Raw genomic sequence first — 23867 nt, 5'->3', positions numbered from 1 at the left:
CGTTCTTACGCTTGCGCTCGGCGCATCTTATCACGTGTCTGCTGAAACATTTGAAGGCTGCCCGATGCGCGGCCGGCGAGATCAAGATGGCAGGGAGTGTGTACGCCGCAACAGCCAGCGATAACGAGGGTATATGGCTAGGTAGTCGAGCCTGATCAATTCGGAGAGCCTTGCGTGGCAGAGCTTTGAGGCCGAATTGGTGTTGTGAGATTTGCAGGATCCTGGCACATTAACGTGAGAATCCTGCATTTTTCGACGAGGTGCGAATGGGTCCGAAGACGCCTGTGACGGAGGGAGATTTTTTCCGCCAGCCGCTGCGCGAACAGATCAACCTGAAGCATCCGTTGATACGTTTGGCCGACCTGATCAACTGGGAGCGACTGGGCGCATCAATGAGCGAAAGCTTTGTATCGCGCAAGGGACGACCGGCGACATCGCCGAGGCTGATCGCCGGGTTGCTGTATTTGCAGCACGCGTTCGACCTGTCCGACGAAGAGGTCGTCTGGCAATGGGTAGAGAACCCGTACTGGCAGGTGTTCACCGGCGAGACCTACTTGCAGACCGAACCTCCGATCGACCCATCGAGCCTGACGCGTTGGCGCAAGCGAATGGGCGAAGCCGGCGTTGAAGAGTTGCTGGCCGAAACGATCGAAGCAGCAAAACGCGCTGGCGTGATCAAGGCTTCGAGCGTCAAGCGCGTGATTGTTGATACGACCGTCATGGAGAAGGCGATCGCCCACCCAACCGATTCGCGCCTGCTCGAACGGTGTCGCGAACATCTGGTGAAAGCCGCGGCACGGCACGGTCTGAAACTGAGGCAGAACTACAACCGCGAGGCGCCGCATCTGGCGCTGCAGATTGGCCGCTACGCTCACGCGAAACAGTACAAACGCATGAGGAAAGCGCTGCGCACGCTGCGCTCGCGCGTTGGACGGGTGATGCGCGATGTGGAGCGGCAGGTCAACCAGGTGGCCGACCTAGGCTGCGCTGAATTAACGGAACTGATCGCCCGCACGAGACGCATTCTGGCGCAGAAGCCGAAGGACAAGAACAAGCTTTATGCGCTGCATGCACCGGAAGTCGAGTGCCTGGCCAAGGGCAAGGCGCGCAAGCCGTACGAGTTCGGGGTGAAAGTTTCGATCGCGACGACCCACAAGGAAGGACTGGTGGTTGGCATGCGCTCGATGCCAGGCAATCCGTACGACGGGCACACCCTGGCTGAAGCGCTGGAGCAGGCGGCAATCCTGTGCGACGCCACGCCGGAGGTCGCCATCGTCGACCGTGGCTACAAGGGTGTCGCCGTCGATGGTGTGAAGATCTACCACCCGGGCTTGCGGCGGGGCATTACACGCGGACTACGCGCGATGATCAGACGGCGCAGCGCAATCGAGCCAGCAATCGGTCACATGAAGACAGACGGAAAACTCGATCGCAACTGGCTCAAGGGTGCGCTCGGCGACGCGATGCACGCGGTGATGTGCGGCGCAGGACACAATCTACGGATGATCCTCAGGAAGCTGCGGCTTCTTTGCGCCTTCATTCTGACCGCCTTGTTCAACCACCGACTTGCTCGGCTTCAATCCCCGTAACTACGGTGCTCGGCAAAACGAATTGTTCAGGACGGACTAGGTATTGTGAAGGGGCCGGACGAAGGTAGTATCAAGGAATTTTCCTCGGCCACGTTTTATCCAGCGCAGCTTGATAATGCTGGCACCGGTCAATCAGCGTTAGTCAAGTGCTCCTACGAACTTTCCAGGGGGGGCTATGTGAATCTACAGTACATACCTAGGTCTCCGCTACCGGCTTTGGATTTGCGCGATCTGAATCAATGGCGCAGAAAAAATGGCCCGTACAACCCTGACTACTACGAGTGCACTGATCCGGCCGCTTGGCGTTGTAGGTTCGTTGTCGTTCGACCGTCTTGAGCAATCGGTGAAAGCTTGAGCAGCTTCCAGTGGAAGACGTGTTGGTGCAATCGCAGAAGCCGCGACGTCTAGGCTATCTCGCAGCACTGTCAACTTGTCGGCAGTAGCGTGGACTGCGTCGAAGAGTCAATCGCTAACAAGACAGTCAACGGATTTTGAGCCATGTCGGCGAATTCCCACCACGCAGCGAATCGGGATGCGAGTTGTTTGCGATCCAGATTTATCCAGCTCATTCAGCAACGTGACAATATCGTTAGAAATATTTAGATTAGCAGACCGTTATGTAATATGAAGGATATAACCGATGAAGAAAGGTATTTTTATTTTTACGCTCGCGCTTGGCGCATCGTGTCATGTGTTGGCTGGCACGGCCGAAAGCTGCCCGAGTGTCACCGCAATCGAAAAAAATGGGGACACGTACATGGCAATGACTAGCGATGGTGAGGGTACATGGTTGGGCATTGGGCTGGACGATGACGGTGGCATCACTAAATTTAGCTCTGCAAAAGTCCATCCAGCGATGGATAGTGGATCGCGAGCGGCAGTGAGCTGCTCATACGAGCTTGGTGACGGCGACTACGCAGATTTAGAATTCTTGCCGAGGCGTCCACAACCGGATTTATCGGTGGACGTAAGCACGTGGCGTCAGAAACATGATCCTTACGGTCCTAGCTACTATGAATGCACTGCGCAGTCCGCGTTGGATTGTCGTTTCGATCTTGTCCGACGGCCGTGAACAATCTGTGGAATCTTAAGGAAGGCTTCGAGTGAGGCCTGTTGGCAGATTGCAGAGACTTCGACGCGTGAATCGCGGAAACCCGGCACCTGGCGCCCGCGCCGGCGGGGGGGGGGCAGATGACTGTTTTCAGTGCGGTTGTTCACTCCTGCCGACGCTTTGACGAATACATGCTTTACGCCAGCGAGTTCCGATGCTTCCGCTTTCGCCGTCGAATAACTTCACACCGAGTTCATACGGCGTAGGCGCCTTGCCTGTTCGCCAAATATTCGACCTCCGGTGCGGGCAGCGCTTAGAAGCCAAGGTTCCCACCGCGCATCCGCGTACGCAAGAATGCTTTGGTCTTGAACGCTTGCAGAAATATCTCGAGGAGCATGAAGTTCATATGGGCGTGCACCGAATAAAACGGTTGCGCGCCGTTCTGCTGACCAAACGAATGTCTCGATACATTACAACCTCACGTATTTGTCATGGCTGAACCATGTCGAGGACCGATTGACTGCATCCAGCGCGACTCATCACGCGCGGGGTATCACCAGCACCCGGGACCTCGATGAAGAACTCATGTGCTACATCCGTCAATGCAACAAGCAGGTTGCCCCGTTGAATTGAATGTACCCCCCCGACGAAACAGGCTACGTACCCTCCGCGCAACGGCGAGGAAGATCCCAGCATGTACTTCTGTACGATTGTTTCGCCTCTCAACTCTCGAGCAGTGGGGGGCTCGGTCCGGGCCATACTGGTAGTCAGCCATGCGTACCTCGCTATGAGGGGATCGGCATATCCATGCGCAAGCATCAGCAAATCCTGCAATCCCGCCATAAATCGCGATATCACTTTTATTGATTCCAATTTTCTTGCGTCGTGGCAGAAACTCCGGAGACAATCTGATGCGCTTCGCCCTTTAAAGTGATCCGCCCACATTAGAAGCGTACGGTAGGTATCCGGCTAATTTGCTCGCGAGCGGTCGGACTAACGCCATCGTAACCAACTCTTATACGGTGACATATCGTACCAAGGCTCTGCGATCTGTTCCGGGGGGCGCGCATATTTTGGGGCAAATTCACTTTGAGAAATCATGGCAAGGCTCGTAAGCATTAACGCAATATCCCGAATGCCGTCCAAAGTTGGAATTTCATACTCCATGCAACGTGACAGACGTCGCCGCAGCTCTCGAAGAGATGGCGGTCGAGTTAAGCGTTGACGGCAACATCGTCCCCCGACCGGCTTCTGTCCGCGCCGCAGTCAAGCCCTTTGACCTGCTGCAAGGTGCATTGCCTGACGAGGGGCTACGTGTCCAAGAATAGGTCTCCTTGGCTCGATGCCCAATATCACTATATACACGTGCCATCAACGCTGGAAGATGAAAGTATGGAACCGACACGGATCATGTCGAGGCGGTACAAATTCTTCTCTGGGAGTCTGGCGGGCGTGCCGCTGCATCCCAACTTCGTTGGAATCTCGGAGCTTCTAGTGCAGACAATTCATTTCGGCAATCGCCAGTTCCTATTGAGATTTACTAAATTCACGACAACCGATTCTCTGCTGGTGCGTTATACGGTCATCACGTTGAAGGGAGACGGGGTTGATGGCCAAAATGGACGACGCTACGCGCAAGCGGGTGCGTGCCGGTCGCTTGATGTTGGCGGGCAAGACGCCCGCCGAAGCGGCAAAGATGGTCGGAGTGGCGCGGCAGACTGCATACACATGGAAGGCCCGACTCGACGAAGGTGGCATCGATGCGCTCCGCGTGATGGCCACGGGGCGGCCGGCGCAACTGGATGCGGCCCAACTCGAAGGTCTGCGCGCAGCGCTGCTGCAGAGCCCGTTGACACACGGATTCGGTACCGAACTGTGGACGCTCAAGCGCGTACGGGTGCTCATCGAGCGACTGTACGGCGTTACCTTCAGCGAGGTACATGTGTGGCGGTTGCTGGGCGCCTTGGGGTTCAGCTCGCAAAAGCCGGAGCGCCGGGCGATCGAGCGCAACGAGGACGCGGTACTGACCGGGAAGCGCAAGACCTGGCCCGCGCTCAAAAAAAGAGTACCGCCGAAGGAAGACTGATCGTCTTCATTGACGAATCCGGCCTCTCGGAGCGCCCCACACGAGTGCGCACCTGGGCGCCCAAGGGCTGCACGCCGATCATTCAGTACCACTTCAACTGGAAGCACGTTTCGGCCATCGCCGGTCTTACCCGTACCAACTTCGTGTTCCGACTGCACGACGGCGCGATCAGAAGCGCGCAAATCATCGAATTCCTCAAAGCGCTGCGCGCGCAACTCAGGCGCAAGCTGATGATCGTGTGGGACGGCGCAGCGCAGCACAAGAGCCGCGTCGTGCGCGAGTACCTTGACAGCACGGATGGCGCAATCCAGATGGCGCTGCTGCCCGGCTACGCCCCGGACCTGAATCCAGTCGAATACCTTTGGGCCTGGCTCAAGCGGCACGCATTGGCGAACTTCTGCCCTGATAACCTGGCCGAACTGAAGCACACCGCTCGAAACAAGCTCAAGAGCGGCCAGAAGCGCAAATCGATCATCGTTGCCTGCTGGAAGCAAGCCGAGCTTTGGTGATGTCATGAATTACGTAACTCTCAATAAGAGCCTTTGAACTGGCGGCCCTGTCGCTTGGCGTAGCGGTCACGATGATCCCGCTGCCCGCCCGAGCGACGACCAATTGGGTCTCGACCCGGACCCAAGCGTTCCTCCTGTCGAATACGCCGGCATCGGCGGGCCCCAATGCGGCGCGCCGCTACTCCCTGAACAGTCTCAGCAATCCGGCGCTGACCGATACGAATGTGACGCCACTCGAATTGAGTCAACCGCTGCACATCACCGTGGCACTGAAATGGGTCGGGCATCCCGGTCCGCGATGACGACGATCGCGAGTGGGCTCTCGACAGCCAGGTCATCATTGGCACATCCGGCGGCGTCAAGGAGCTAATCTTCTATCCGGCCCTGAGCGGTGACGGCAACGACCATGCCACCGACGCAACGCTGAGCGCTGCTTTCAACAAAGCGGTGACCGACAATAAGGCGACCGTCATCAATGTGTCGATCGCGAACGAAGAATATCCGAGCTATATGGACGGCGCGCTCGCTGCCTACGACGCCGTGTTCAAGCAGGCCGTCGCGCAAGGGCAGATCTTCTCAGTCTCTTCAGGCGATGCGGGCGCCTACGCTGAATCGCGTTCGCCGCAAGGCGCGCAGGGGTACATCGGCACGTCCGACGACGGCACCTCGGTCACGACGATGATCGATCTGTCCAAATACAGCGTGGAATATCCCGCGAGCTCGCCGTATGTCGTCGCAGTGGGCGGCACGATGCTCTCCACGACCGACACCATGAGGTGGGCCGGCGAAACCGCATGGAATGACGGCGCCGACTACGCGGACCGCGGTCGAAACGCCGAGCGGGTCGACAACGCGATGCGCATCTGGGCGACGGGAGGGGGCGTGAGCGCGTACGAAGCCGCGCCCAGCTGGCAGACTGCAGCGTTTGGCAGTTCGGTGACGCGGCGTGTCCTGCCCGACGTGGCGTTCGATGCTGCGCAATCGACAGGTGCGTACATCGTCCGTCCTGAACAATTCGTTTTGCCGAGCACCGTAGTTACGGGGATTGAAGCCGAGCAAGTCGGTGGTTGAACAAGGCGGTCAGAATGAAGGCGCAAAGAAGCCGCAGCTTCCTGAGGATCATCCGTAGATTGTGTCCTGCGCCGCACATCACCGCGTGCATCGCGTCGCCGAGCGCACCCTTGAGCCAGTTGCGATCGAGTTTTCCGTCTGTCTTCATGTGACCGATTGCTGGCTCGATTGCGCTGCGCCGTCTGATCATCGCGCGTAGTCCGCGTGTAATGCCCCGCCGCAAGCCCGGGTGGTAGATCTTCACACCATCGACGGCGACACCCTTGTAGCCACGGTCGACGATGGCGACCTCCGGCGTGGCGTCGCACAGGATTGCCGCCTGCTCCAGCGCTTCAGCCAGGGTGTGCCCGTCGTACGGATTGCCTGGCATCGAGCGCATGCCAACCACCAGTCCTTCCTTGTGGGTCGTCGCGATCGAAACTTTCACCCCGAACTCGTACGGCTTGCGCGCCTTGCCCTTGGCCAGGCACTCGACTTCCGGTGCATGCAGCGCATAAAGCTTGTTCTTGTCCTTCGGCTTCTGCGCCAGAATGCGTCTCGTGCGGGCGATCAGTTCCGTTAATTCAGCGCAGCCTAGGTCGGCCACCTGGTTGACCTGCCGCTCCACATCGCGCATCACCCGTCCAACGCGCGAGCGCAGCGTGCGCAGCGCTTTCCTCATGCGTTTGTACTGTTTCGCGTGAGCGTAGCGGCCAATCTGCAGCGCCAGATGCGGCGCCTCGCGGTTGTAGTTCTGCCTCAGTTTCAGACCGTGCCGTGCCGCGGCTTTCACCAGATGTTCGCGACACCGTTCGAGCAGGCGCGAATCGGTTGGGTGGGCGATCGCCTTCTCCATGACGGTCGTATCAACAATCACGCGCTTGACGCTCGAAGCCTTGATCACGCCAGCGCGTTTTGCTGCTTCGATCGTTTCGGCCAGCAACTCTTCAACGCCGGCTTCGCCCATTCGCTTGCGCCAACGCGTCAGGCTCGATGGGTCGATCGGAGGTTCGGTCTGCAAGTAGGTCTCGCCGGTGAACACCTGCCAGTACGGGTTCTCTACCCATTGCCAGACGACCTCTTCGTCGGACAGGTCGAACGCGTGCTGCAAATACAGCAACCCGGCGATCAGCCTCGGCGATGTCGCCGGTCGTCCCTTGCGCGATACAAAGCTTTCGCTCATTGATGCTCCCAGTTGATCAGGTCGGCCAAACGTATCAACGGATGCTTCAGGTTGATCTGTTCGCGCAGCGGCTGGCGGAAAAAATCTCCCTCCGTCACAGGCGTCTTCGGACCCATTCGCACCTCGTCGAAAAATGCAGGATTCTCACGTTAATGTGCCAGGATCCTGCAAATCTCACAACACCAATTCGGCCTCAAAGCTCTGCCACGCAAGGCTCTCCGAATTGATCAGGCTCGACTACATCATCGTCAACGGGCAGGAAACGAAGTTGCCAATCGGCGGCACGAGCCTCGCCTCACCGATCTTCGTGGGCGGCTGGGCGCGGCTCGAATCGGCCAAGAACAACAGCCTCAGCCTGCCAACGCCGGCGTTCTATGAAAATCTCCCGGGCAATACGGCGCTGTGCCACGACGTGACATCGGGCAACAACGGCTACGATGGCTACGGCTTCACTGCAAAGCCAGGCTGGGGCATGGTTACGGGCTTCGGCAGCTTGGACTTCGCGAAGGTCAGCGCGGCAATGCCAAGTTGGCGCGCGCAGTAAGGTTCCGTCGCGTTTGCGAGGTCGAATAAAGTCTTTCGAATCCAAATGTGTGACACGCGTGACGGCAAACACGAAGACACCTCGCACGAGGCAGTCCGCAGGATATTGGCAAGGCGATAAAGCGGCTGCGGTACGCGTTGGACGTGATTCTGACGTGCGTGCGCTGGTGCGTGGCATACCAGCTGAAAATGACTGGCGAACGGAGTATTCAGGTCGATCCCTCAAACGTGCCCCGCTGGGCTAACAAGCTCGTACGGTTGTTCCAAAAAAGAATTTCGCGAATGCAAACGCCCCATGGATGAGAGCTGGCGCATGGACGAAACCTAAGTGAAGGTCACGGGCACAATGGAAGTGGCGGTTCCGCGCCGTCGGCAAGGCGGCTAACACGGTCGATTTCCTGTGGCGTGCCCATCGCGACAGGTCGCCGCTCGACGTTACATCGAGAAGACGATTGGACGGAACGGTGAGCCCGAAACGGCTCCTGTGAACAGAAGCCGCAGCCGATTTGGCTGCGCTTCAAGTGCTCAACGCGGGGCGCCCCACACCGATCAGGGTCCGAGAGAACAGGTAGCTGAACAATATCATCGAGCAGGACCATAGCGCCATAAGGCGCATCATCACACCGATGATGCGATTCGAGGATTTTCGGTGTGCGCGCGCTTCTTCCGCTCCGGTATCCAAATCATGCACATGATCCGAAGAGGGCAAATCAAAGACGGCGATACAGATCGAGTGTTGCCACGCGGTTCTATTCACTGGCAATTGGGCCCTTAGTTTGCGGTGGGCGTCGTGGCTGGAATTTTCTCTTCTACGAGCACATGGGCGCAACGGACTTCATTTGGGTCGAAGAACAAGGCCGCGTCCAAATTTCAACAGGTTTTGCATTTGCGCATCAGGTATGTCGCGCGCCGCGCTACCGCGATAGCAAGACCGGCGCACGCGACCCGACCGACGGCAGCCAATTGCAAGTTATGACGCTGTAGCCGTCATTGGCAAAGACCAATTTTAGGTGACCCGGTAAGGCCCGAAAGGTGGACTGCGCTGTGCTGTTTTCTGGCCGTCCTCCCAGCAAAGTGGTGTAAGGGCAAACCTGCCGTTTCGTCGCTCTCACATTGAATTTTCACACAATCATCAAAATTTCGGAAAACAAATGGTATGGCTTTATCTCGCATCGCAACTGCATTGCTGCTGGCTGGACTGATCACCGCGCAAACTGCACACGCGCAGGTGACACTCAACTTCGTCAACGCCGACATCGACCAGGTCGCCAAGGCGATCGGCGCGGCGACCGGCAAGACGATCATCGTCGATCCGCGGGTGAAGGGACAACTGAACCTCGTGTCCGAAAATTCTGTGCCTCAGGATCAGGCGCTCAAAACCCTGCAGTCCGCGCTGCGCATGCAGGGGTTCGCGCTCGTGCAAGATCATGGCGTGCTGAAAGTGGTGCCCGAGGCCGACGCCAAGCTACAGGGCGTGCCGACCTATGTCGGTAACGCGCCGACGGCGCGCGGCGACCAGGTCGTCACGCAGGTCTTCACGCTGAGGAATGAGTCGGCCAACAATCTACTGCCGGTTCTGCGTCCGTTGATCTCGCCGAACAACACGGTCGCGGCCTACCCCTCCAACAATACGATCGTCGTCACCGACTACGCCGACAACGTGCGGCGCATCGCCCAGATCATCGCGGGTGTCGATAGCGCGGCCGGCCAGGCGGTTGCAGTCGTGCCGCTGAAGAACCCGAATGCGATCGACATCGCGCAGCAGATGAACAAGATGCTCGATCCGGGCTCGATCGGCAGCACGGACGCGACGCTCAAGGTGTCGATCTCGTCCGATCCGCGCACCAACTCGCTGCTGATGCGCGCGTCGAACACCGCACGCCTCGCGGCGGCCAAGGAGCTCGCCAAGCAGCTCGACATGCCGACCGCGATGCCGGGCAACATCCACGTCGTGCCGCTACGCAATGCCGACGCGACGAAGCTCGCGCGCACGCTGCGCAGCATGCTCGGCAAGGGCGGCGGCGAGGGCTCGTCGGGCGGCGCGAACGAGGCGAACTCGTTCAACCAGAACACGAGCGGCGGCGGCGGCGGTGGCGGCGGCGGTCTGTCGAGCAGCAACTATTCGACGGGCTCGTCGGGCACGCCGCCGTTGCCGTCGGGCGGCCTCGGCGGCGGCTCGATGAACTCGCCGATGGGCGGCGGCGCTTCGGGCTCGAACAGTAATACCGGCGGATTTCTCGGCGGCGACAAGGAAAAGAGCGAGGATCAGGGCGGCGGCATGATTACCGCCGATTCCGCGACCAACTCTCTGATCATCACCGCGCCCGAAGCGACGTACCGCAACTTGCGCGCGGTGATCGACCAGCTCGATGCGCGTCGCGCGCAGGTCTATATAGAGGCGCTGATCGTCGAGCTGAACTCGAATACAAGCGGTAACCTCGGCATTCAGTGGCAGATCGCGAACGGTAACCTGTTTGCCGGTACTAACCTCGCGGCTGGCACGGGCAACAGCATCATCGACCTGACGCCAGCCGCGGCCGCTGGCACCACCGGCGGCCTGCCCGCGGCGCTCAGATCGAGCTCCGCGCCGCTCCAGCAGGGCCTGAACGTCGGCTGGATTCACAACATTTTCGGCGTGCAGGGTCTCGACGCGCTGCTGCAGGCGCTGTCACAGACCGACGACGCCAACGTGCTATCCACGCCGAACCTGATCACGCTCGACAACGAAGAAGCGAAGATCATCGTCGGTACCAACGTGCCGATCCAGACCGGTTCCTACTCGAATCTGACGAGCGGCACGACGGCGGCGTTCAACACGTTCGACCGCGCCGACGTCGGCCTCATTCTGCACGTGAAGCCGCAGATCACCGACGGCGGCATCCTGAAGCTGCAGCTCTATACAGAAGACTCGGCGATCGTAACCGGCACGAACAACGCGTCGACGAACCCGGCGAGCCCGGAATTCACGAAGCGTTCGATCCAGTCGACCGTGCTGTGCGATAACGGCGAGATCATCGTGCTCGGCGGCCTGATGCAGGACGACTATCGGGTGCGCAACAGCAAGGTGTCGCTGCTCGGCGACATTCCGTGGCTGGGCCAGCTGTTCCGCTCCGAGCAGAAGACGCGCGCCAAGACTAACCTGATGGTGTTCCTGCGCCCGGTGATCCTGAGCGACCGCGACACCACGCAGGCCGTCACGGCGAACCGCTACGACTACATCCAGGGTGTGCAGGGCGCGTACCGTCAGGACAACAACATCATGAGGGATCGCGACGATCCGGTCGTGCCGCCGATGCCGCTCGGCCCGAGCCAGGGCGAGGTGCCGGCCCTAAATCTGTTCGACCTCAACCAGATGCGCCGCCAGCAGATGATGCCGCAACAGGTACCGCCGCAGGCCGTACCGCAAGCTGGCGCGCAGACCACGACCCAACCCGTGACGCAGACGATGCCGCAACCGGCCGTCGTCGAGCCGGCAAGCGGCCCGGTGCCGAGCACGGTGTCGCCGGGAGCGCGTCCGTGACGCAGATGCCCGCGCAAACCGCGCCCTCGCAACGTCCGCTGAACGGCGATGCCGCGGCCGGCGAGCGCGCGGCGCCCTCGCCGCTTGCCGCCCGGCTCGTGCCATACGGTTTTGCGCGCAGCGGCCAGATCCTGGTCGCGCATCAGCATGCCGATAGCCTCGAAGTCTGGATCAGCGAACGCACGAGCGAAGCCGCGCTTGCCGAAATCGCGCGCAACTACGGCGTAGTGTCGGTCGTGCGCGTGCCCGCCGACGATCTCGCGCAGGCGATCAACCAGGCCTATGCGCGCCAGGACGGCAGCGCCGCGCAGGTGGTCGGCGAAGTGGAAGGCGAAGTCGATCTGTCGCGGCTGATGCAGGACATCCCCGAGGTCGAGGATCTGCTCGAATCGGAAGACGACGCGCCGATCATCCGCATGATCAACGCGCTGCTCACACAGGCGGCGCGCGAGCAGGCATCGGATATCCATATCGAGCCGTTCGAGAATGCGTCGGTAGTGCGTTTTCGCGTCGACGGCACGCTGCGCGACGTGGTGCGGCCCAAGAAAGCGCTGCACGGCGCGCTGATCTCGCGGATCAAGATCATGGCGCAGCTCGACATCGCGGAAAAACGTTTGCCGCAGGACGGCCGCATTACGCTGCGCGTTGGCGGTCGTCCGGTCGACGTGCGGGTATCGACGCTGCCGACGGGCCACGGCGAGCGCGCGGTGCTGCGTCTGCTCGAGAAAGACGCGGCGCGGCTCAATCTCGAAGCGCTCGGCATGGCATCCGACACGCTCGGCCAGTTCGACAAGCTGATCGGCAAGCCGCACGGCATCGTGCTCGTGACGGGCCCGACCGGCTCAGGCAAGACGACGACGCTGTATGCGTCGATGTCGCGACTGGAGACGGCAACCACCAACATCATGACGGTGGAAGACCCGATCGAATACGACCTGTCCGGCATCGGCCAGACCCAGGTCAACGAGCGGATCGGCATGAGCTTCGCGCGCGCATTGCGCTCGATTCTGCGTCAGGACCCGGACGTCATCATGATCGGCGAAATTCGCGACCTCGAAACCGCGCAGATCGCGGTGCAGGCATCGCTGACCGGCCACCTGGTGCTCGCCACGCTGCACACGAACGACGCGGCATCGGCCGTCACGCGTCTGACCGACATGGGCGTCGAGCCGTATCTGCTCGCCTCGTCGCTGCTCGGCGTGCTCGCGCAGCGGCTGGTGCGGCGACTGTGCCCGGTGTGCCGAGAAGAGCGCACCGAGGAAGACGGCAGCAAGCGCTGGCATCCGGTCGGCTGCGACCGTTGTGGCCAATCCGGTTACGCGGGACGCCGCGGCGTCTACGAGCTGCTGCTGATCGACGAAACGATCCGCTCGCTGATCCACCGCAACGCGGCCGATGCCGAAATTCTCGAAGCGGGCCGCGCCCAAGGCATGCGCACGCTGCGCGAGGATGCGGAGCGCTGGCTCGCATCGGGACTGACGTCGCTCGAGGAAGTGATTCGCGTGACGGGCGGAGCATAAGCGCATGCCGGCATTCCGTAGAGAATGACGTGAGATTCTCCTTTTCTCATGCGCGCCGTGCGGCTTCTGCGTTGCCTGCGGAAAGCGGCTCACGCCAGAAAGCGCAGCTACGGCAGCGCGGCGCCGCCCTCATCAGCGCCTTGCTCGTGGTGACGCTGTCGGCAATTCTCGTCTCCAGCATTTTGTGGCGCCAGCAGGTGCAGATCCGGCGCATCGAGAATCAGCGGCTGCTGTCGCAGGCGCAATGGGTCGCGCGCGGCGCGCTCGACTGGACCCGGCTGATCCTGCGCTCCGAAGGCGACACGTCGGCGGGCATCACGTATCTGGACGGCTTGTGGGGCGTGCCGGCCGCGAAAACGCGGCTGTCGGATTTTCTCGGCCAGATCGGCGAGGTGCGCGCTGAGCAAGGCGCGGCCACGTACCTGTCGGGCTCGATCGAGGACGCGCAGTCCAGATTCAATCTGCGCAATCTGGTCGCGAGTCCGGCGCCTGGCGTGACGCAGATCAGCGCCGAGCAGATGGCCGCGTATCAGCGCCTGCTGGTGTCGCTCGGCCTGAGCGGGCAGCTGGCCAAAGTGACCGAGCTGCACGTGCGCGCGGGGCTGTCACAATCGGCGACGCGCTTTCAGACCGGCACGTCGATCAGCAGCTCGCCGCAGGTCGGCGGCGGCGGGATGACGGGCGGCAACTTCACGAACCAGCCCGGCATCGAGGACGGCGAGGACAACGTGGCGGTCGCGCCGCTCTTGATGACGGGCGTCGATTCGCTGCTCGACATTCCGGGCTACACACCGGAGATCGTCGCAAAGCTGCGGCCGTTCGTCACCGTGCTGCCGACCGTCACCGCGATCAACATGAACACCGCGTCGGCCGAAGTGATCGCGGCGGTGGTGCCGGGCATGACCGTGTCGCAGGCGCAGGCGTTGGTCGCGCGGCGTCAGACCGTGTTTTTCCGCAACGCCGGCGACGTGCAGCTCGCGCTGACCGCCGCCGGCGTGCAATCGGCGTCGATCGATCCGAATCAGTTCGACGTCAATTCGAGCTACTTTTTAGTCCACGGCAGTGTGCAGCACGAGCGCGCCGAAGTGGATCGCACGACACTCGTCTATCGCGATCCGCTGACTCACACTACGCGTATCGTGCGGGTACAAGACCAACTATGAATAACGCAATCCACAGAGAGAGTGGCCTTTGAGCACGCTGATCGTCCTATTGCCGCCGCGTGATCCGGCGGTGCCCTCGCAGGAGTGGCAACTGCCCGAGCTGCCGTTCGTGCTGCTCGACAAGGCCGGGCGCACGCAGCGCGCCGGCCGCACGGCGCTCGCGCTGCTGCCGCGCGCGAACACGATGGTGCTGACCCGGTGGTCGTCCGCAAACTGACCGCGGTGAAGGTCGGACGCCACCAAAGTCAACGACTCTACAACCAACTTTGGCAAATCCGCCCCGTTTGGGCTGAAAATTGTCGTCACCGTCGAGCGCGATGGGCACGGCAGGAGAATCAGGTCGCGAACAGCCGGCGAACGACGCCCAATGCTTCGACGCATGAATTGAATAGAATCAACTCGATCGTAAGCGCCCGGTCATCCCATCTTGAGTCACCGTGAAAGTCTTGGGAGCATCGTGTTCACTTAAATAGGTGGACACGTGAACACTATTGAAGAAGCAGCGGCGCCTGGCCGTCGACGACGCCGGCGCTACAGCGTCGAGTTCAAGGCTCAGGTAGTAGCAGCTTGCCAAAGGCCCGGGGTATCGCTCGCGGCCATCGCATTGCACCACAAGCTGAACGCGAATCTGCTTCGACGTTGGGTCGAGCAGGCCGAAACGAACGATTGTGTGCTGGTGGCGCGTAGCGACATGGCAGCGCCACTGGTAGCGACGCCAGCACCGGAATTTGTACCGTTGCCTCTTGAGACGCGAAATACGTGCACAGCTGAGATTCGCGTCGAGGTGCGTCGCGCGGACCTGTCGATAGCGGTTAGCTGGCCAACCTCAGAGGCAGCGCAGTGCGCCGCCTGGCTGCGCGAGTGGCTCGCATGATCCGCATTGATCAGGTGTGGCTGGCAGTTGACCCGCTGGATATGCGGGCCGGCTTCGATACGGCACTGGGTCGGGTGATCACCGTGTTCGGCGCTGCGCATCCGCACCATGCTTACCTGTTTGCCAACCGGCGAGCCAACCGCCTGAAGCTGCTGGTTCACGATGGGATTGGCATCTGGCTGGCAGCGCGACGGCTGAATCAGGGGCAGTTCGCATGGCCGCGCGCGGGTAGCGAACCAAAGCAGCATGCGCTCGCCACGCAACTGATTGCACGCGTCGAAGACCGGGACCGGGAGATTGAAGAGAAGACCCGGGAGGTCGATGAGAAGGAGCGGGAATTACGCTATCGGCAGACCCGCATCGACCAGTTGACCCACGAGATATCGATTCTCAGACGCCATCAGTTCGGCAGGCGCAGCGAGCAGCTCAGCAGCGATCAGATGAACCTGCTGGACGAGGCAATTGACGCGGATCTCGCCGCCATTGAAGTTGAGCTCGAGCAACTTCAGCCACAAGCCACAACCGAGCCGCTACTCCTGCAACCGAAGCGTGCAGCGCTGCCGGCGCAATTGCCGCGCACAGAGATCCGGCATGAGCCGGAGAGCACCGTATGCCAGTGTGGCTGCGAGCGCGTGCGCATCGGCGAGGATATCAGCGAGAAGCTGGACTACACGCCAGGTGTGTTCACCGTGGAGCGGCATATCCGTGGCAAGTGGGTGTGCAGAAACTGCGAAACACTGATTCAGGCTGCGGTGCCTGCGCATGTGATCGACAAGGGCATCCCGACCGCAGAACTGCTGGCGTCAGTGCTGGTTGCCAAGTACGCTGACCACCTTCCCCTGTATCGTCAGGAGCAGATCTTTGCGCGAGCGGGCGTCGCGATACCGCGCTCGACATTGGGCGCATGGGTCGGTACGTGCGGCGTGCAGCTACAACCGCTGGTCGACGCGCTGCATCAGGAAATCCTGCAGCAGGGTGTGCTGCATGCGGATGAGACGCCGGTACATGCGTATTTCGGCGAACGTGACCGCCGATTTCGGGAACGTGACCGATCCGGCGGGGTGAGGCGTTGCGCGGTGTTGATTGTAGATTTCCTTGTTAGTTCTGGTCGAGTTTGGGCTCCAGGACGTTGGGTTTTGGGGATGCTTTTCTGAGGGATTCACCGGTGAGCGTGATCCGGTGATGACGCTGCATGAGGCGGTCGAGCATTGCGTCGGCGATGGTCTCGTCGCCGATCCATCCATGCCAGTGCTCAATCGGTAACTGGCTGGTGATGATGGTCGCCTTTCCCGCCGAGCGGTCATCGATCATCTCGAGCAGATCGTTTCGAACCATCGTATCGAGAGGCGCCATTCCCCAATCGTCCAGCAGAAGTACGTCAACGCGGGCAACCTGCAGCAGCCATTTTGTGAAGCCGCCGTTGCCGTGCAGAACGCGAAGCTCTTCGCCAAGTCGTGGCACGCGCAGATACAAGGCTGAATGCCCACGCCGGCAAGCGTATTGGGCCAGGGCGCAAGCGAGCCACGATTTCCCGGCGCCGGTTGGGCCGCTGATGAGCAGGCTGTAGCCGGCTTCGACCCAGTCACCGAGCGCGAGACTCGTGAGTGAGCGCGGATCGACGCCACGGCCAGCGCGCGTGTCGAGATCTTCAATGGCGGCTTGCGGATACTTGAGGCGCGCCTGCTTGAGCAGTCGGGTACGACGGCGATCATCACGCCAGCTGGCTTCCCGGTCGACCAGCAGTGACAGGCGCTCCTCGAAGCTCAGGCTGGCCGCACCGGGCTGCGTCAGTTGTTCTTCCAGGCCGTCAGCGAAACCGTCCAGCTTCAGGGTGCGCAGTTGCGTCAGTGTCTGTTGCATCATCATGGTGGGTCTTCTTTATTGGTAGTAGCCGGGACCGCGTACATGCGCGTGGCTCGGGCTGATCCAGTCGGCAGGCGTTGCCACTGCAGCGCGGTCGCGGTTGTTGATCAGGATGTCGCGCACGTGGCGGTAACGGTGCACGCCCAGCTCCAGTGCTAGCGCACAGGCGGCTTCGAGACGTTCGCGGCCATAGCGACGTGAGAGCGAGAGCAATCCGAGGCACGCCCGATAGCCGTGTTCCGGATGACGTTGCTCCTGCAGCAGCCGGGTAACAAGCGCGCCGGTTGCCGCGCCGATCTGCTGTCCCCAATGAATCAGCCGCTGCGGCGTCCATTCCAGATGAGCGCGGTGCGCCGCCGGCATGTGCTCGACGACGGTGGTGTAGCCGCCTGCGCGGTCGTTGCGTGCGTGGCTGGCGACACGGCGACCTCGATGCAGCAGTTCGACAGCGCCCGCCGTGATGCGCGCATCGAGCTTGAGACCGACCAACGCGTGCGGCACGCTGTAGCGGTGTTTGTTGATCTCGACGTGATAGTCGATGTGAACCGTCACTGTCTTGAAGCGCGCGAGCTCATAGGGCTGTGCCGGCAGCGGCTGCAGTGCCGGCGCGTCCAGCTGGGCGAATGAGCTGGCGCGACATCCCGGCAGCTTCTGGAACGGCCTCTCATTCAGGTTCTTGAGCAGCGGGCGGATCGCCTCATTGACCGAGTGGACCGACTCAAACCGGTGATGACGCAGGCGCGCCATGATCCAGCGTTCGACGACCTGGACCGCAACCTCTACCTTCGGTTTGTCCTGCGGACGATATACGCGTGCAGGAAGGAATGACGTGCCGTAGTGACGCGCAAAGTCCAGCACGGTGTCGCCGGCGCGAGGTTCATAGCGGTCGGGATCGGCAATCATCGCGCGCGGGTTATCCGGCACGATCAGCTGCGGCACGCCACCATAGAAGGTCAGCGCACGTGCGATGCCGCTCAGCCAGTCCTCCATCGTTTCGGCTGGCGTCGCGCATGCGAACGTGTAACTCGATGCGCCCATGGCCGCCACGAAGATGTGCGCGCGGCGTCCAGTCGTCAGCGGCAACGTGGGGCCGGCGAAGTCGACAAACAGTTTCTCGCCGGCGCGGTGAATCTGACGCATCGAGCGCTTCAGGCGTTTCGTGAACGCCTTGTAGTGCTCGCAGAACTGCGTATAGCGGTAGGTCTGCCGGTCCGCAAACTCGGCCTGGTACTCCTCCCACAGCAACGTCAGCGTCATGCCCTTGCGACGCAGCTCCTGGTGGATGCGTCCGTAGTCGGGCTGGGCGTAGCCTGCTGGCCCCGTGGGCTTGCCGAGGAGCCGCCGCTCGAGGTCGCCTTCATCCATATCGCTGGCGCTTGCCCAGTCCAGCCCGGCGGCACCGGCCAGTCCTATGTACTTCGTGACCACGCCCTTGGATATGCCCAGTGACGCGGCGATCCGATCGTGCGAGAAACCGCCGTCGAATTTAAGTCGTAAAACGTCCTTGATCATGCGCATGTTCATCCGGTGCGCGGCCATGCTCTCTCCGGCAAAAGCCGGCGAGCATAGCCCGCGTAGTTGATGTCATGCGCAACGCCAATCCTGCCTTCCGGTCCGCACGGTCACGTTCCCGAAATGCCCGGTCACGTTGCCGAAATCGCCGGTCACCATCCCGAAACGGCCGGTCACGTTCGTCCGAAATACGCAGGTACAGATGCTCAGTCCCGGCAAAGGCAAGACTCACCGCGCGTATCTGTGGGCGTATACGCCCACACACTACAGTGAGTTACGCGCCGTGGTCTACGACTTCGCCGACAGCCGTGCAGGCGAGCATGCCCGCGCGTTCCTCGCTGGCTGGCAGGGCAAACTGGTATGCGACGACTACAGTGGTTACAAGGCTGGATTCCAGCAGGGCATCACTGAAATTGGATGTGCGGCGCACGCGAGACGCAAGTTCTTCGATCTGCACGCCAATCACAGCAGTCAGATCGCCGCGCAGGCGCTGCCGTTCTTCGCTGCGCTTTATGACATCGAGCGCGACGCTGCAATGCTGCAAGCCGACGAACGCCAAAAGCTCCGACAGAGTCGGGCCAAACCGGTCTGCGACGCACTACACGAATGGATGATGGCGCAGCGCAAGCTGGTGTCGGAAGGTTCTGCAATTGCCAAAGCGCTGGATTACAGTCTTAAACGATGGGATGCGCTGACCCGCTATCTCGATGACGGTCACGTGCCTATCGACAACAACTGGGTCGAAAAGCAGATACGCCCTTGGGCTATCGGCAGGTCGAACTGGTTGTTCGCCGGTTCGCTTCGAGCCGGCAAACGAGCCGCAGCCATCATGAGTCTGCTACGTTCAGCGCAACTGAATGGGCACGAACCGCATGCCTACCTGAAGGACGTTCTCACGCGATTGCCGACTCAAAAGGCCAGCGACATCGCAGCATTGCTGCCTCATCGATGGCAGCCGGCGGATCCTACCCGCTAGTTCAATTCGTCAAGACGGGTTTGCCGGCCGCTTACACTCGATCGCCGCCCCACCATCAGCATTGCCGCTGTGCCCCCGACCGCCCGTCCGCTCGGGTCCAGATGCGCGCGCAACCCGAACGCATAGGTGTGTGCGAAGAGAATCGTGAAGCCCAGCAACGCTCCCGACGCGGAATAGACCGAGAAGTCCACCGTATCCGTGATATCAATTGCGAATACCGCCATCAATAGGGGCATGACGGATATGACGGTGGTCGCGCTAAAGCTTCCATTCGAGCGGCGCCGCGATCGGCGACGGAAACAGCGTGACGATACCGTACAGCATCAGAGCGCACGTTCAGCCTTGGCCGTGATGGAGGCCGCGCGCCATACAGATACGCTGATAGAAGCTGAAGGTATCTCCATTTGTCATGGCCTCACCGCGATCGCTGCCCGGACGCGAAAAGAAAGGTATTGCGCCACCAGCGTCCCGACCCAGAGGCAATGCGATCAGGACCAGCATGTCCGCATAGTGCGCCATCATCAAACTCAGCATGCCGCGCACGCTCTCGATCCTAGGGTGTCCGTCCTTTTCGGGGTAGTCGTCCTTAATGGAGGTCGACCGCAGCACGCGATCAAGCGGCGTCTCATAGCGCTTTGTCACCTTGGCGCCGTGACGTGTCTTTGATTTCAGTTTGAATGACGGCTGGAAGAAGTTGATATACAGCCACGACACTTGATAAAGTGAGGCAAGCGTTTTCTGTGGCTTCGAGACCTTGTAGCCTGCCGTCCCCCACCAGATGACGTACAGACGGCGCCATTCTTTTGCGCGACCCGCGCCTGATCGTTTTTCTTGCAGGCACGCCAGCGCACCGTCTCGATACCCGTTGCCTTGCAAAAATCAAAGACGGCCGGGTTCATGAACGCGCGATCGTTATCGCAGTCCAGACCAAGGCCATCCAGATCGCGCGAGCGTCAGCGGGATCGTTCTTGTTGCCGATATTGCAATGGCTGGACGAGCTTCGCCGGCATTAGCTTGACCTGATCACCCATCTCAATCAATCCTTGCGCCCAGTGCTGGGAGCCGCGACAGGCCTCCGTCCCGATCAGACATGGTTCGCCATTCGCAAAATGCTCAAGGAATGTATCCCGTTTCAGCTGTCGGTTCGCGATCTCACCCGTGCCGGCGTCCACCCAATGAAGCTGGAAGATGTTCTTCGCGATATCCACCCGACCGTCGTATAGTTCGTTTGGTTCCCCTCCGGTTTGCCTGTGAGGATCTCAATGATCTTCCTTTAGGGCACTTTGACGCCGCCGGCCCGCGAGGGTCCGCCTTCTTTAGCGCATCTGCCTGCAATTACGGATTGCGCGACCTTGTCCTGTAGAGCGTCAAGCATGAAGTGCGGCCGAACGACAAATAGAGAACGCCCCCACTTACCAAGCGGCAACTCTCCTGACTTCTCTGAAAAGACCTTCCATATTACCGCCTGACTTCGGGACCATACCCACGTATTGCATGGCATGGCCCCGTTTCAAGTTGCTTTTCCTTCACTGCCTCTTTGTATCGTATCCGCATTCCCTCGGTCCGGTTGGTCGGGTTATCCACAATTTCTGTGGGCATTCGTGCGAATCCAACTGGATGATTGGTATCGAAGTGCGCCGGGAAACGCTTCCGATTTGTCGCCGTTTGATCTGCTCGTCAGCAACGGCAGCACACAACCTCGTCAAATCTCGCGAGCTAACCCGAATCCCTGCCGATCAAACAACCGACGGTAAGTACTATCATCGAGCTGAACGAGCCGATCGTGGCTTCCTTCCTCGACGAGGCGGCCGTGATCAAACACCAGCAGCCGATCGAGCGCGCGAACCGTGGACAGGCGGTGTGCAGCCACGAGTGTCGTACGCCCAACCATCAACCGCTCCATCGCCTGCTGAATCAGCACTTCACTTTCGCCGTCAAGGTTCGAGGTCGCTTCATCGAGAATAAGGATTGGCGCGTCTGCCAAGAAAGCACGAGCGATAGCCACTCGCTGACGTTCACCGCCCGAAAGCTTCACGCCGCGATCGCCCACCAGCGTGGCATATCCGTTCGGTAACGCGGCAATGAACTCGTGCGCGTTCGCTAGCGCGGAAGCTTGCTCGATCTCGGCCTGCGTCGCGTCCGGCTTACCATATGCGATGTTCTCCGCGAGCGAGCGGTGAAACAACAACGGCTCTTGTTGCACGATAGCGATCTGCCGTCGCAGCGAAGTCTGCTCAACTTGGGAAATGTCTTGCCCGTCAATCCTTATGCAACCATCGCTGAGATCGTAGAGCCGCTGGATTAGTTTTATGAACGTAGTCTTTCCCGACCCTGAACGGCCCACCAGGCCAACGCGCTCACCGGGGGCAATGGTTACTGAGAAATCCTCGTACAAAGGCTCCCGGACTTTGTCGTATTGGAAAGTCACGCGCTCGAAGCAAATCTCCCCTCGTCGAATCTCGATAGGACGCGCACCTGGCCGGTCCTCGACGCCAGATCTCTCTTGCTCAAGCAGAACTAGTTGTTGCATATCATTCACAGAGCGTTGCAGGTTGCGTACGTGCATACCAACTTCGCGTAGATAACCTTGCAAGACATAGAACATTGTTAGCGCAAACGCGATGTCGCCGACGCTTGCTTCATCGCGCACGCGGAACCATAGTGCGGCACTGAGCATCGCGGTTTGCATCAGCACGAGCATGCCGCTCTGCACTCCACCATTGGTCGTGCTGCGCGCCCACATGCGAGCCGCATGCGTACCCCACTTGCTGACTATGCGGGCAAACCTAGCTTCTTCTCGGCTCTCGGCGCCAAACGCTTTCACGAGCGAGTTACAGGCTATCGCGTCGGCAAGCCGACCTCCCATGCGGGTGTCCCACAGATTGCTGATGTGCGCGGCGGGCGCTACATAGCCGAGCGATAGCGACACTGCGACCGTAATGTACAGCAGCGAGCCTGCGCCAACCAGGACACCCATCAGCGGCCAGCGGACACCAAGCAGTATCGTCGCGCCACCCAGCATCAGCAGAGAAGGCAGCAACGCGAGAAGGAGCGTGTCGTTCATCAGTTCTAGCGCCCACATACCGCGCGTGATCCTATGTACTGTCGAACCGGCGAAATTATTTGTATGCCAATCGGTCGAGAGACGTTGCACTCGGCAAAAAGCGCTCGACGCGACATCGCTTATCATGTTCAACGTCAGCACCATGATGTTGTGAAGCGTGAAATGTCTCGCCAAGGTCGTGCCAACTCCCAATGCAATCAGCAGACCAAAGGTATTTGCTGCATGGTGCCACGCAGTGGACTTCAAGCCCATATCACCGGCACTAGCTGTCAGCGCATCCACCAGTCGCCCAGAAAAGAATGGCGTCACCACCTCGGCAAGGGTGGCCAGTAATGCGAGCGTCGCGATCACGGAAATTCTCACAGGCTGTTTGCGCCAGTATCGTACAGTAAAGACTAGTACGTACTTAAACGCCCGCATGTCAAACCAAGGTTTCTTTTTCGTCATCTTTGATATATCGACGTATCTCACTTCGTGAAATGAAAGAATTACGCCTCATCAATCATAGTTCGTATTGAAACCACACATTTGGCTCGACATAAACGATGCAATTTTGCTCCATTGAAACGAGCACCGGCACCAATGCCCCATCGACCTCAGCAGGTCCAGAATGTTCGAATATTTTCCCTGTCCATCGTGACCATTCCGAAATCGTTCCAACGATGGTCATAGAATAAGGGGCAATTTTCATGAGCCTTCCTCCAGCACCGAGGTGGGTTCGCAACCAAGAATCCGTCGGCAAACCATCGGGGCGTTGGAGTCGGGTATACTCGAACATTGGCATACTGGGCACATGGTGTTTCTGGCTTGGCCGAACGGGGACCGAAAGTTTTGAGAATCCCGCCATTTTGGCACATTGCTTCAACGCATTCAGCAGTGCCAGCGCATTACCAAAACCTCTCGCCTTTGGCAGTAGGGTAATTTCGAGTGCGCTTATCGTCGTTGGTTCACGGCCTAGCAGACTGTCTTCGTGAGCCCAGCGGACAACCTCATCCCAACCGCCGTCCGGCAATTCCATGCGGCCCTCGATGTTTGAAGCAAATGGAACGCCGAAAGCGCGCCCAACGACCTCCTCATCGACAAGTCCAGCATACGCGAAGTCTAAGTATCTTGAGAAGACTCCCGCGCCAAAATAAAGCTTTGCGGTGCGATCATGGCGCATAAAGTCCGGCCACATGCTATCTAACTCGCTCGAAAAAACAAGAGGAATAAGTTCCGGCCTCTCTCGCAAAGAAAATATTTTCAAATTCATCTCCGAACTCCGATGGGAATCGTTAAATCGCATCGCTCATATTCTTTCTTACAGCCCCCCGAATGGATAGGGTCATCAATGATCTAGAGCACGTTAGGCACTTTGTTCCGGG

17 protein-coding genes and 10 pseudogenes are annotated in these 23867 nt (G+C 60.0%); 18 read left to right on the top strand and 9 right to left on the bottom strand.

All coding sequences use genetic code 11. The features are described from left to right. The first annotated feature begins 266 nt into the window (after positions 1-266). The 3 genes from QFZ91_RS24380 (at position 267) to QFZ91_RS24370 (ending at position 2661) form a co-directional block, all read left to right on the top strand. Complete coding sequence (locus QFZ91_RS24380; RefSeq protein ID WP_429522490.1) at positions 267-1589, top strand: IS5 family transposase; 1323 nt, start codon at positions 267-269, stop codon at positions 1587-1589. Positions 1590-1634: 45 nt separating this feature from the next. Further along, positions 1635-1925, top strand: a complete 291-nt coding sequence (locus QFZ91_RS24375; protein WP_429568764.1) for a DUF3757 domain-containing protein — start codon at positions 1635-1637, stop codon at positions 1923-1925. 304 nt (positions 1926-2229) lie between these two features. Beyond that, positions 2230-2661, top strand: a complete 432-nt coding sequence (locus tag QFZ91_RS24370; protein ID WP_429568763.1) for a DUF3757 domain-containing protein — start codon at positions 2230-2232, stop codon at positions 2659-2661. Positions 2662-2732: 71 nt separating this feature from the next. On the opposite strand, the pseudogene QFZ91_RS24365 reads toward QFZ91_RS24370, so the two are convergent. Then, positions 2733-2882 (bottom strand): annotated as a pseudogene (locus tag QFZ91_RS24365) (IS6 family transposase); the annotation flags it as partial. Here QFZ91_RS24365 and QFZ91_RS24360 point away from each other — a divergent pair. The 5 genes and pseudogenes from QFZ91_RS24360 to QFZ91_RS24340 form a co-directional block, all read left to right on the top strand. Continuing rightward, positions 2855-3139, top strand: a complete 285-nt coding sequence (locus QFZ91_RS24360) for a hypothetical protein (protein WP_429568762.1) — start codon at positions 2855-2857, stop codon at positions 3137-3139. The pseudogene QFZ91_RS24365 and the gene QFZ91_RS24360 sit on opposite strands and share 28 nt — an antisense overlap. 1110 nt (positions 3140-4249) lie before the next feature. After that, a pseudogene (locus tag QFZ91_RS24355) lies at positions 4250-4603 on the top strand (helix-turn-helix domain-containing protein); the annotation flags it as partial. Next, positions 4516-5235 (top strand): IS630 family transposase, encoded by a 720-nt coding sequence (locus tag QFZ91_RS24350; protein WP_429568761.1) that lies wholly within the window; start codon positions 4516-4518, stop codon positions 5233-5235. The pseudogene QFZ91_RS24355 and the gene QFZ91_RS24350, both read left to right, overlap by 88 nt. A 71-nt stretch (positions 5236-5306) precedes the next feature. Beyond that, the gene (locus tag QFZ91_RS24345) at positions 5307-5537 is read left to right on the top strand and encodes a hypothetical protein (RefSeq protein WP_429568760.1); all 231 of its coding nucleotides are present in this window, start codon (positions 5307-5309) and stop codon (positions 5535-5537) included. Then, positions 5515-6234 (top strand): annotated as a pseudogene (locus QFZ91_RS24340) (S53 family peptidase); the annotation flags it as partial. The gene QFZ91_RS24345 and the pseudogene QFZ91_RS24340, both read left to right, overlap by 23 nt. Before the next feature lie 37 nt (positions 6235-6271). Here QFZ91_RS24340 and QFZ91_RS24335 read toward each other — a convergent pair. Continuing rightward, positions 6272-7584 (bottom strand): annotated as a pseudogene (locus tag QFZ91_RS24335) (IS5 family transposase). Positions 7585-7706: 122 nt separating this feature from the next. On the opposite strand from QFZ91_RS24335, the pseudogene QFZ91_RS24330 reads away from it, so the two are divergent. From QFZ91_RS24330 to tnpC (QFZ91_RS24290), 9 genes and pseudogenes are all read left to right on the top strand, one after another. Next, positions 7707-8012, top strand: a pseudogene (locus QFZ91_RS24330) (S53 family peptidase); the annotation flags it as partial. Positions 8013-8070: 58 nt separating this feature from the next. Next, positions 8071-8773: pseudogene (locus tag QFZ91_RS24325) on the top strand (IS6 family transposase); the annotation flags it as partial. A 57-nt stretch (positions 8774-8830) separates the two neighbouring features. Then, positions 8831-8995 (top strand): hypothetical protein, encoded by a 165-nt coding sequence (locus tag QFZ91_RS24320; protein WP_429569164.1) that lies wholly within the window; start codon positions 8831-8833, stop codon positions 8993-8995. A 172-nt stretch (positions 8996-9167) separates the two neighbouring features. Then, on the top strand, positions 9168-11531 hold the full coding sequence (gene gspD / locus QFZ91_RS24315) for a type II secretion system secretin GspD (protein ID WP_429568759.1): 2364 nt from the start codon (positions 9168-9170) through the stop codon (positions 11529-11531). A gap of 5 nt (positions 11532-11536) precedes the next feature. Then, positions 11537-13051, top strand: coding sequence for a type II secretion system ATPase GspE (gene gspE, locus QFZ91_RS24310; protein ID WP_429569128.1), 1515 nt, complete (start codon positions 11537-11539; stop codon positions 13049-13051). Positions 13052-13122: 71 nt separating this feature from the next. Continuing rightward, entirely contained in the window at positions 13123-14214 is a 1092-nt protein-coding gene (gene gspK, locus QFZ91_RS24305) for a type II secretion system minor pseudopilin GspK (protein ID WP_429569127.1), read from the top strand. Positions 14215-14242: 28 nt separating this feature from the next. Then, positions 14243-14407 (top strand): annotated as a pseudogene (locus tag QFZ91_RS24300) (type II secretion system protein GspL); the annotation flags it as partial. A 288-nt stretch (positions 14408-14695) separates the two neighbouring features. Then, positions 14696-15088 (top strand): IS66-like element accessory protein TnpA, encoded by a 393-nt coding sequence (gene tnpA, locus QFZ91_RS24295; protein WP_429568758.1) that lies wholly within the window; start codon positions 14696-14698, stop codon positions 15086-15088. Further along, a pseudogene (gene tnpC / locus QFZ91_RS24290) lies at positions 15085-16092 on the top strand (IS66 family transposase); the annotation flags it as partial. The gene tnpA and the pseudogene tnpC (QFZ91_RS24290), both read left to right, overlap by 4 nt. A gap of 94 nt (positions 16093-16186) precedes the next feature. On the opposite strand, the gene istB reads toward tnpC (QFZ91_RS24290), so the two are convergent. After that, complete coding sequence (istB, locus tag QFZ91_RS24285; protein ID WP_429522646.1) at positions 16187-16954, bottom strand: IS21-like element helper ATPase IstB; 768 nt, start codon at positions 16952-16954, stop codon at positions 16187-16189. Positions 16955-16966: 12 nt separating this feature from the next. Further along, positions 16967-18490, bottom strand: a complete 1524-nt coding sequence (istA, locus tag QFZ91_RS24280; protein ID WP_429568757.1) for an IS21 family transposase — start codon at positions 18488-18490, stop codon at positions 16967-16969. 163 nt (positions 18491-18653) lie between these two features. Here istA and tnpC (QFZ91_RS24275) point away from each other — a divergent pair. Continuing rightward, positions 18654-19439 (top strand): annotated as a pseudogene (gene tnpC / locus QFZ91_RS24275) (IS66 family transposase); the annotation flags it as partial. Here tnpC (QFZ91_RS24275) and QFZ91_RS24270 read toward each other — a convergent pair. The 5 genes and pseudogenes from QFZ91_RS24270 to QFZ91_RS24250 all read right to left on the bottom strand — a co-directional run bounded on the left by QFZ91_RS24270 (position 19436) and on the right by QFZ91_RS24250 (position 23755). After that, the gene (locus tag QFZ91_RS24270; protein WP_429568756.1) at positions 19436-19675 is read right to left on the bottom strand and encodes a hypothetical protein; all 240 of its coding nucleotides are present in this window, start codon (positions 19673-19675) and stop codon (positions 19436-19438) included. The pseudogene tnpC (QFZ91_RS24275) and the gene QFZ91_RS24270 overlap by 4 nt on opposite strands. Positions 19676-19775: 100 nt before the next feature. Next, entirely contained in the window at positions 19776-20315 is a 540-nt protein-coding gene (locus tag QFZ91_RS24265; RefSeq protein WP_429568755.1) for a hypothetical protein, read from the bottom strand. Between the two features lie 55 nt (positions 20316-20370). After that, positions 20371-20647: pseudogene (locus QFZ91_RS24260) on the bottom strand (IS110 family transposase); the annotation flags it as partial. Positions 20648-21141: 494 nt separating this feature from the next. Next, on the bottom strand, positions 21142-22950 hold the full coding sequence (locus QFZ91_RS24255) for an ABC transporter ATP-binding protein (protein WP_429524639.1): 1809 nt from the start codon (positions 22948-22950) through the stop codon (positions 21142-21144). Positions 22951-23005: 55 nt separating this feature from the next. Continuing rightward, positions 23006-23755 carry a hypothetical protein gene (locus QFZ91_RS24250; protein WP_429568754.1) on the bottom strand — a complete coding sequence of 250 codons (750 nt, stop codon included), beginning with the start codon at positions 23753-23755 and terminating at the stop codon, positions 23006-23008. Positions 23756-23867: the final 112 nt, after the last annotated feature.

Origin of the sequence: Paraburkholderia sp. JPY419 (assembly GCF_050435705.1) — a bacterium.
Classification (GTDB): Bacteria; Pseudomonadota; Gammaproteobacteria; order Burkholderiales; family Burkholderiaceae; genus Paraburkholderia; species Paraburkholderia youngii.
Note: the sequence above shows the minus strand (reverse complement) of the source record. Positions and strands in the feature narration are given on the sequence as shown.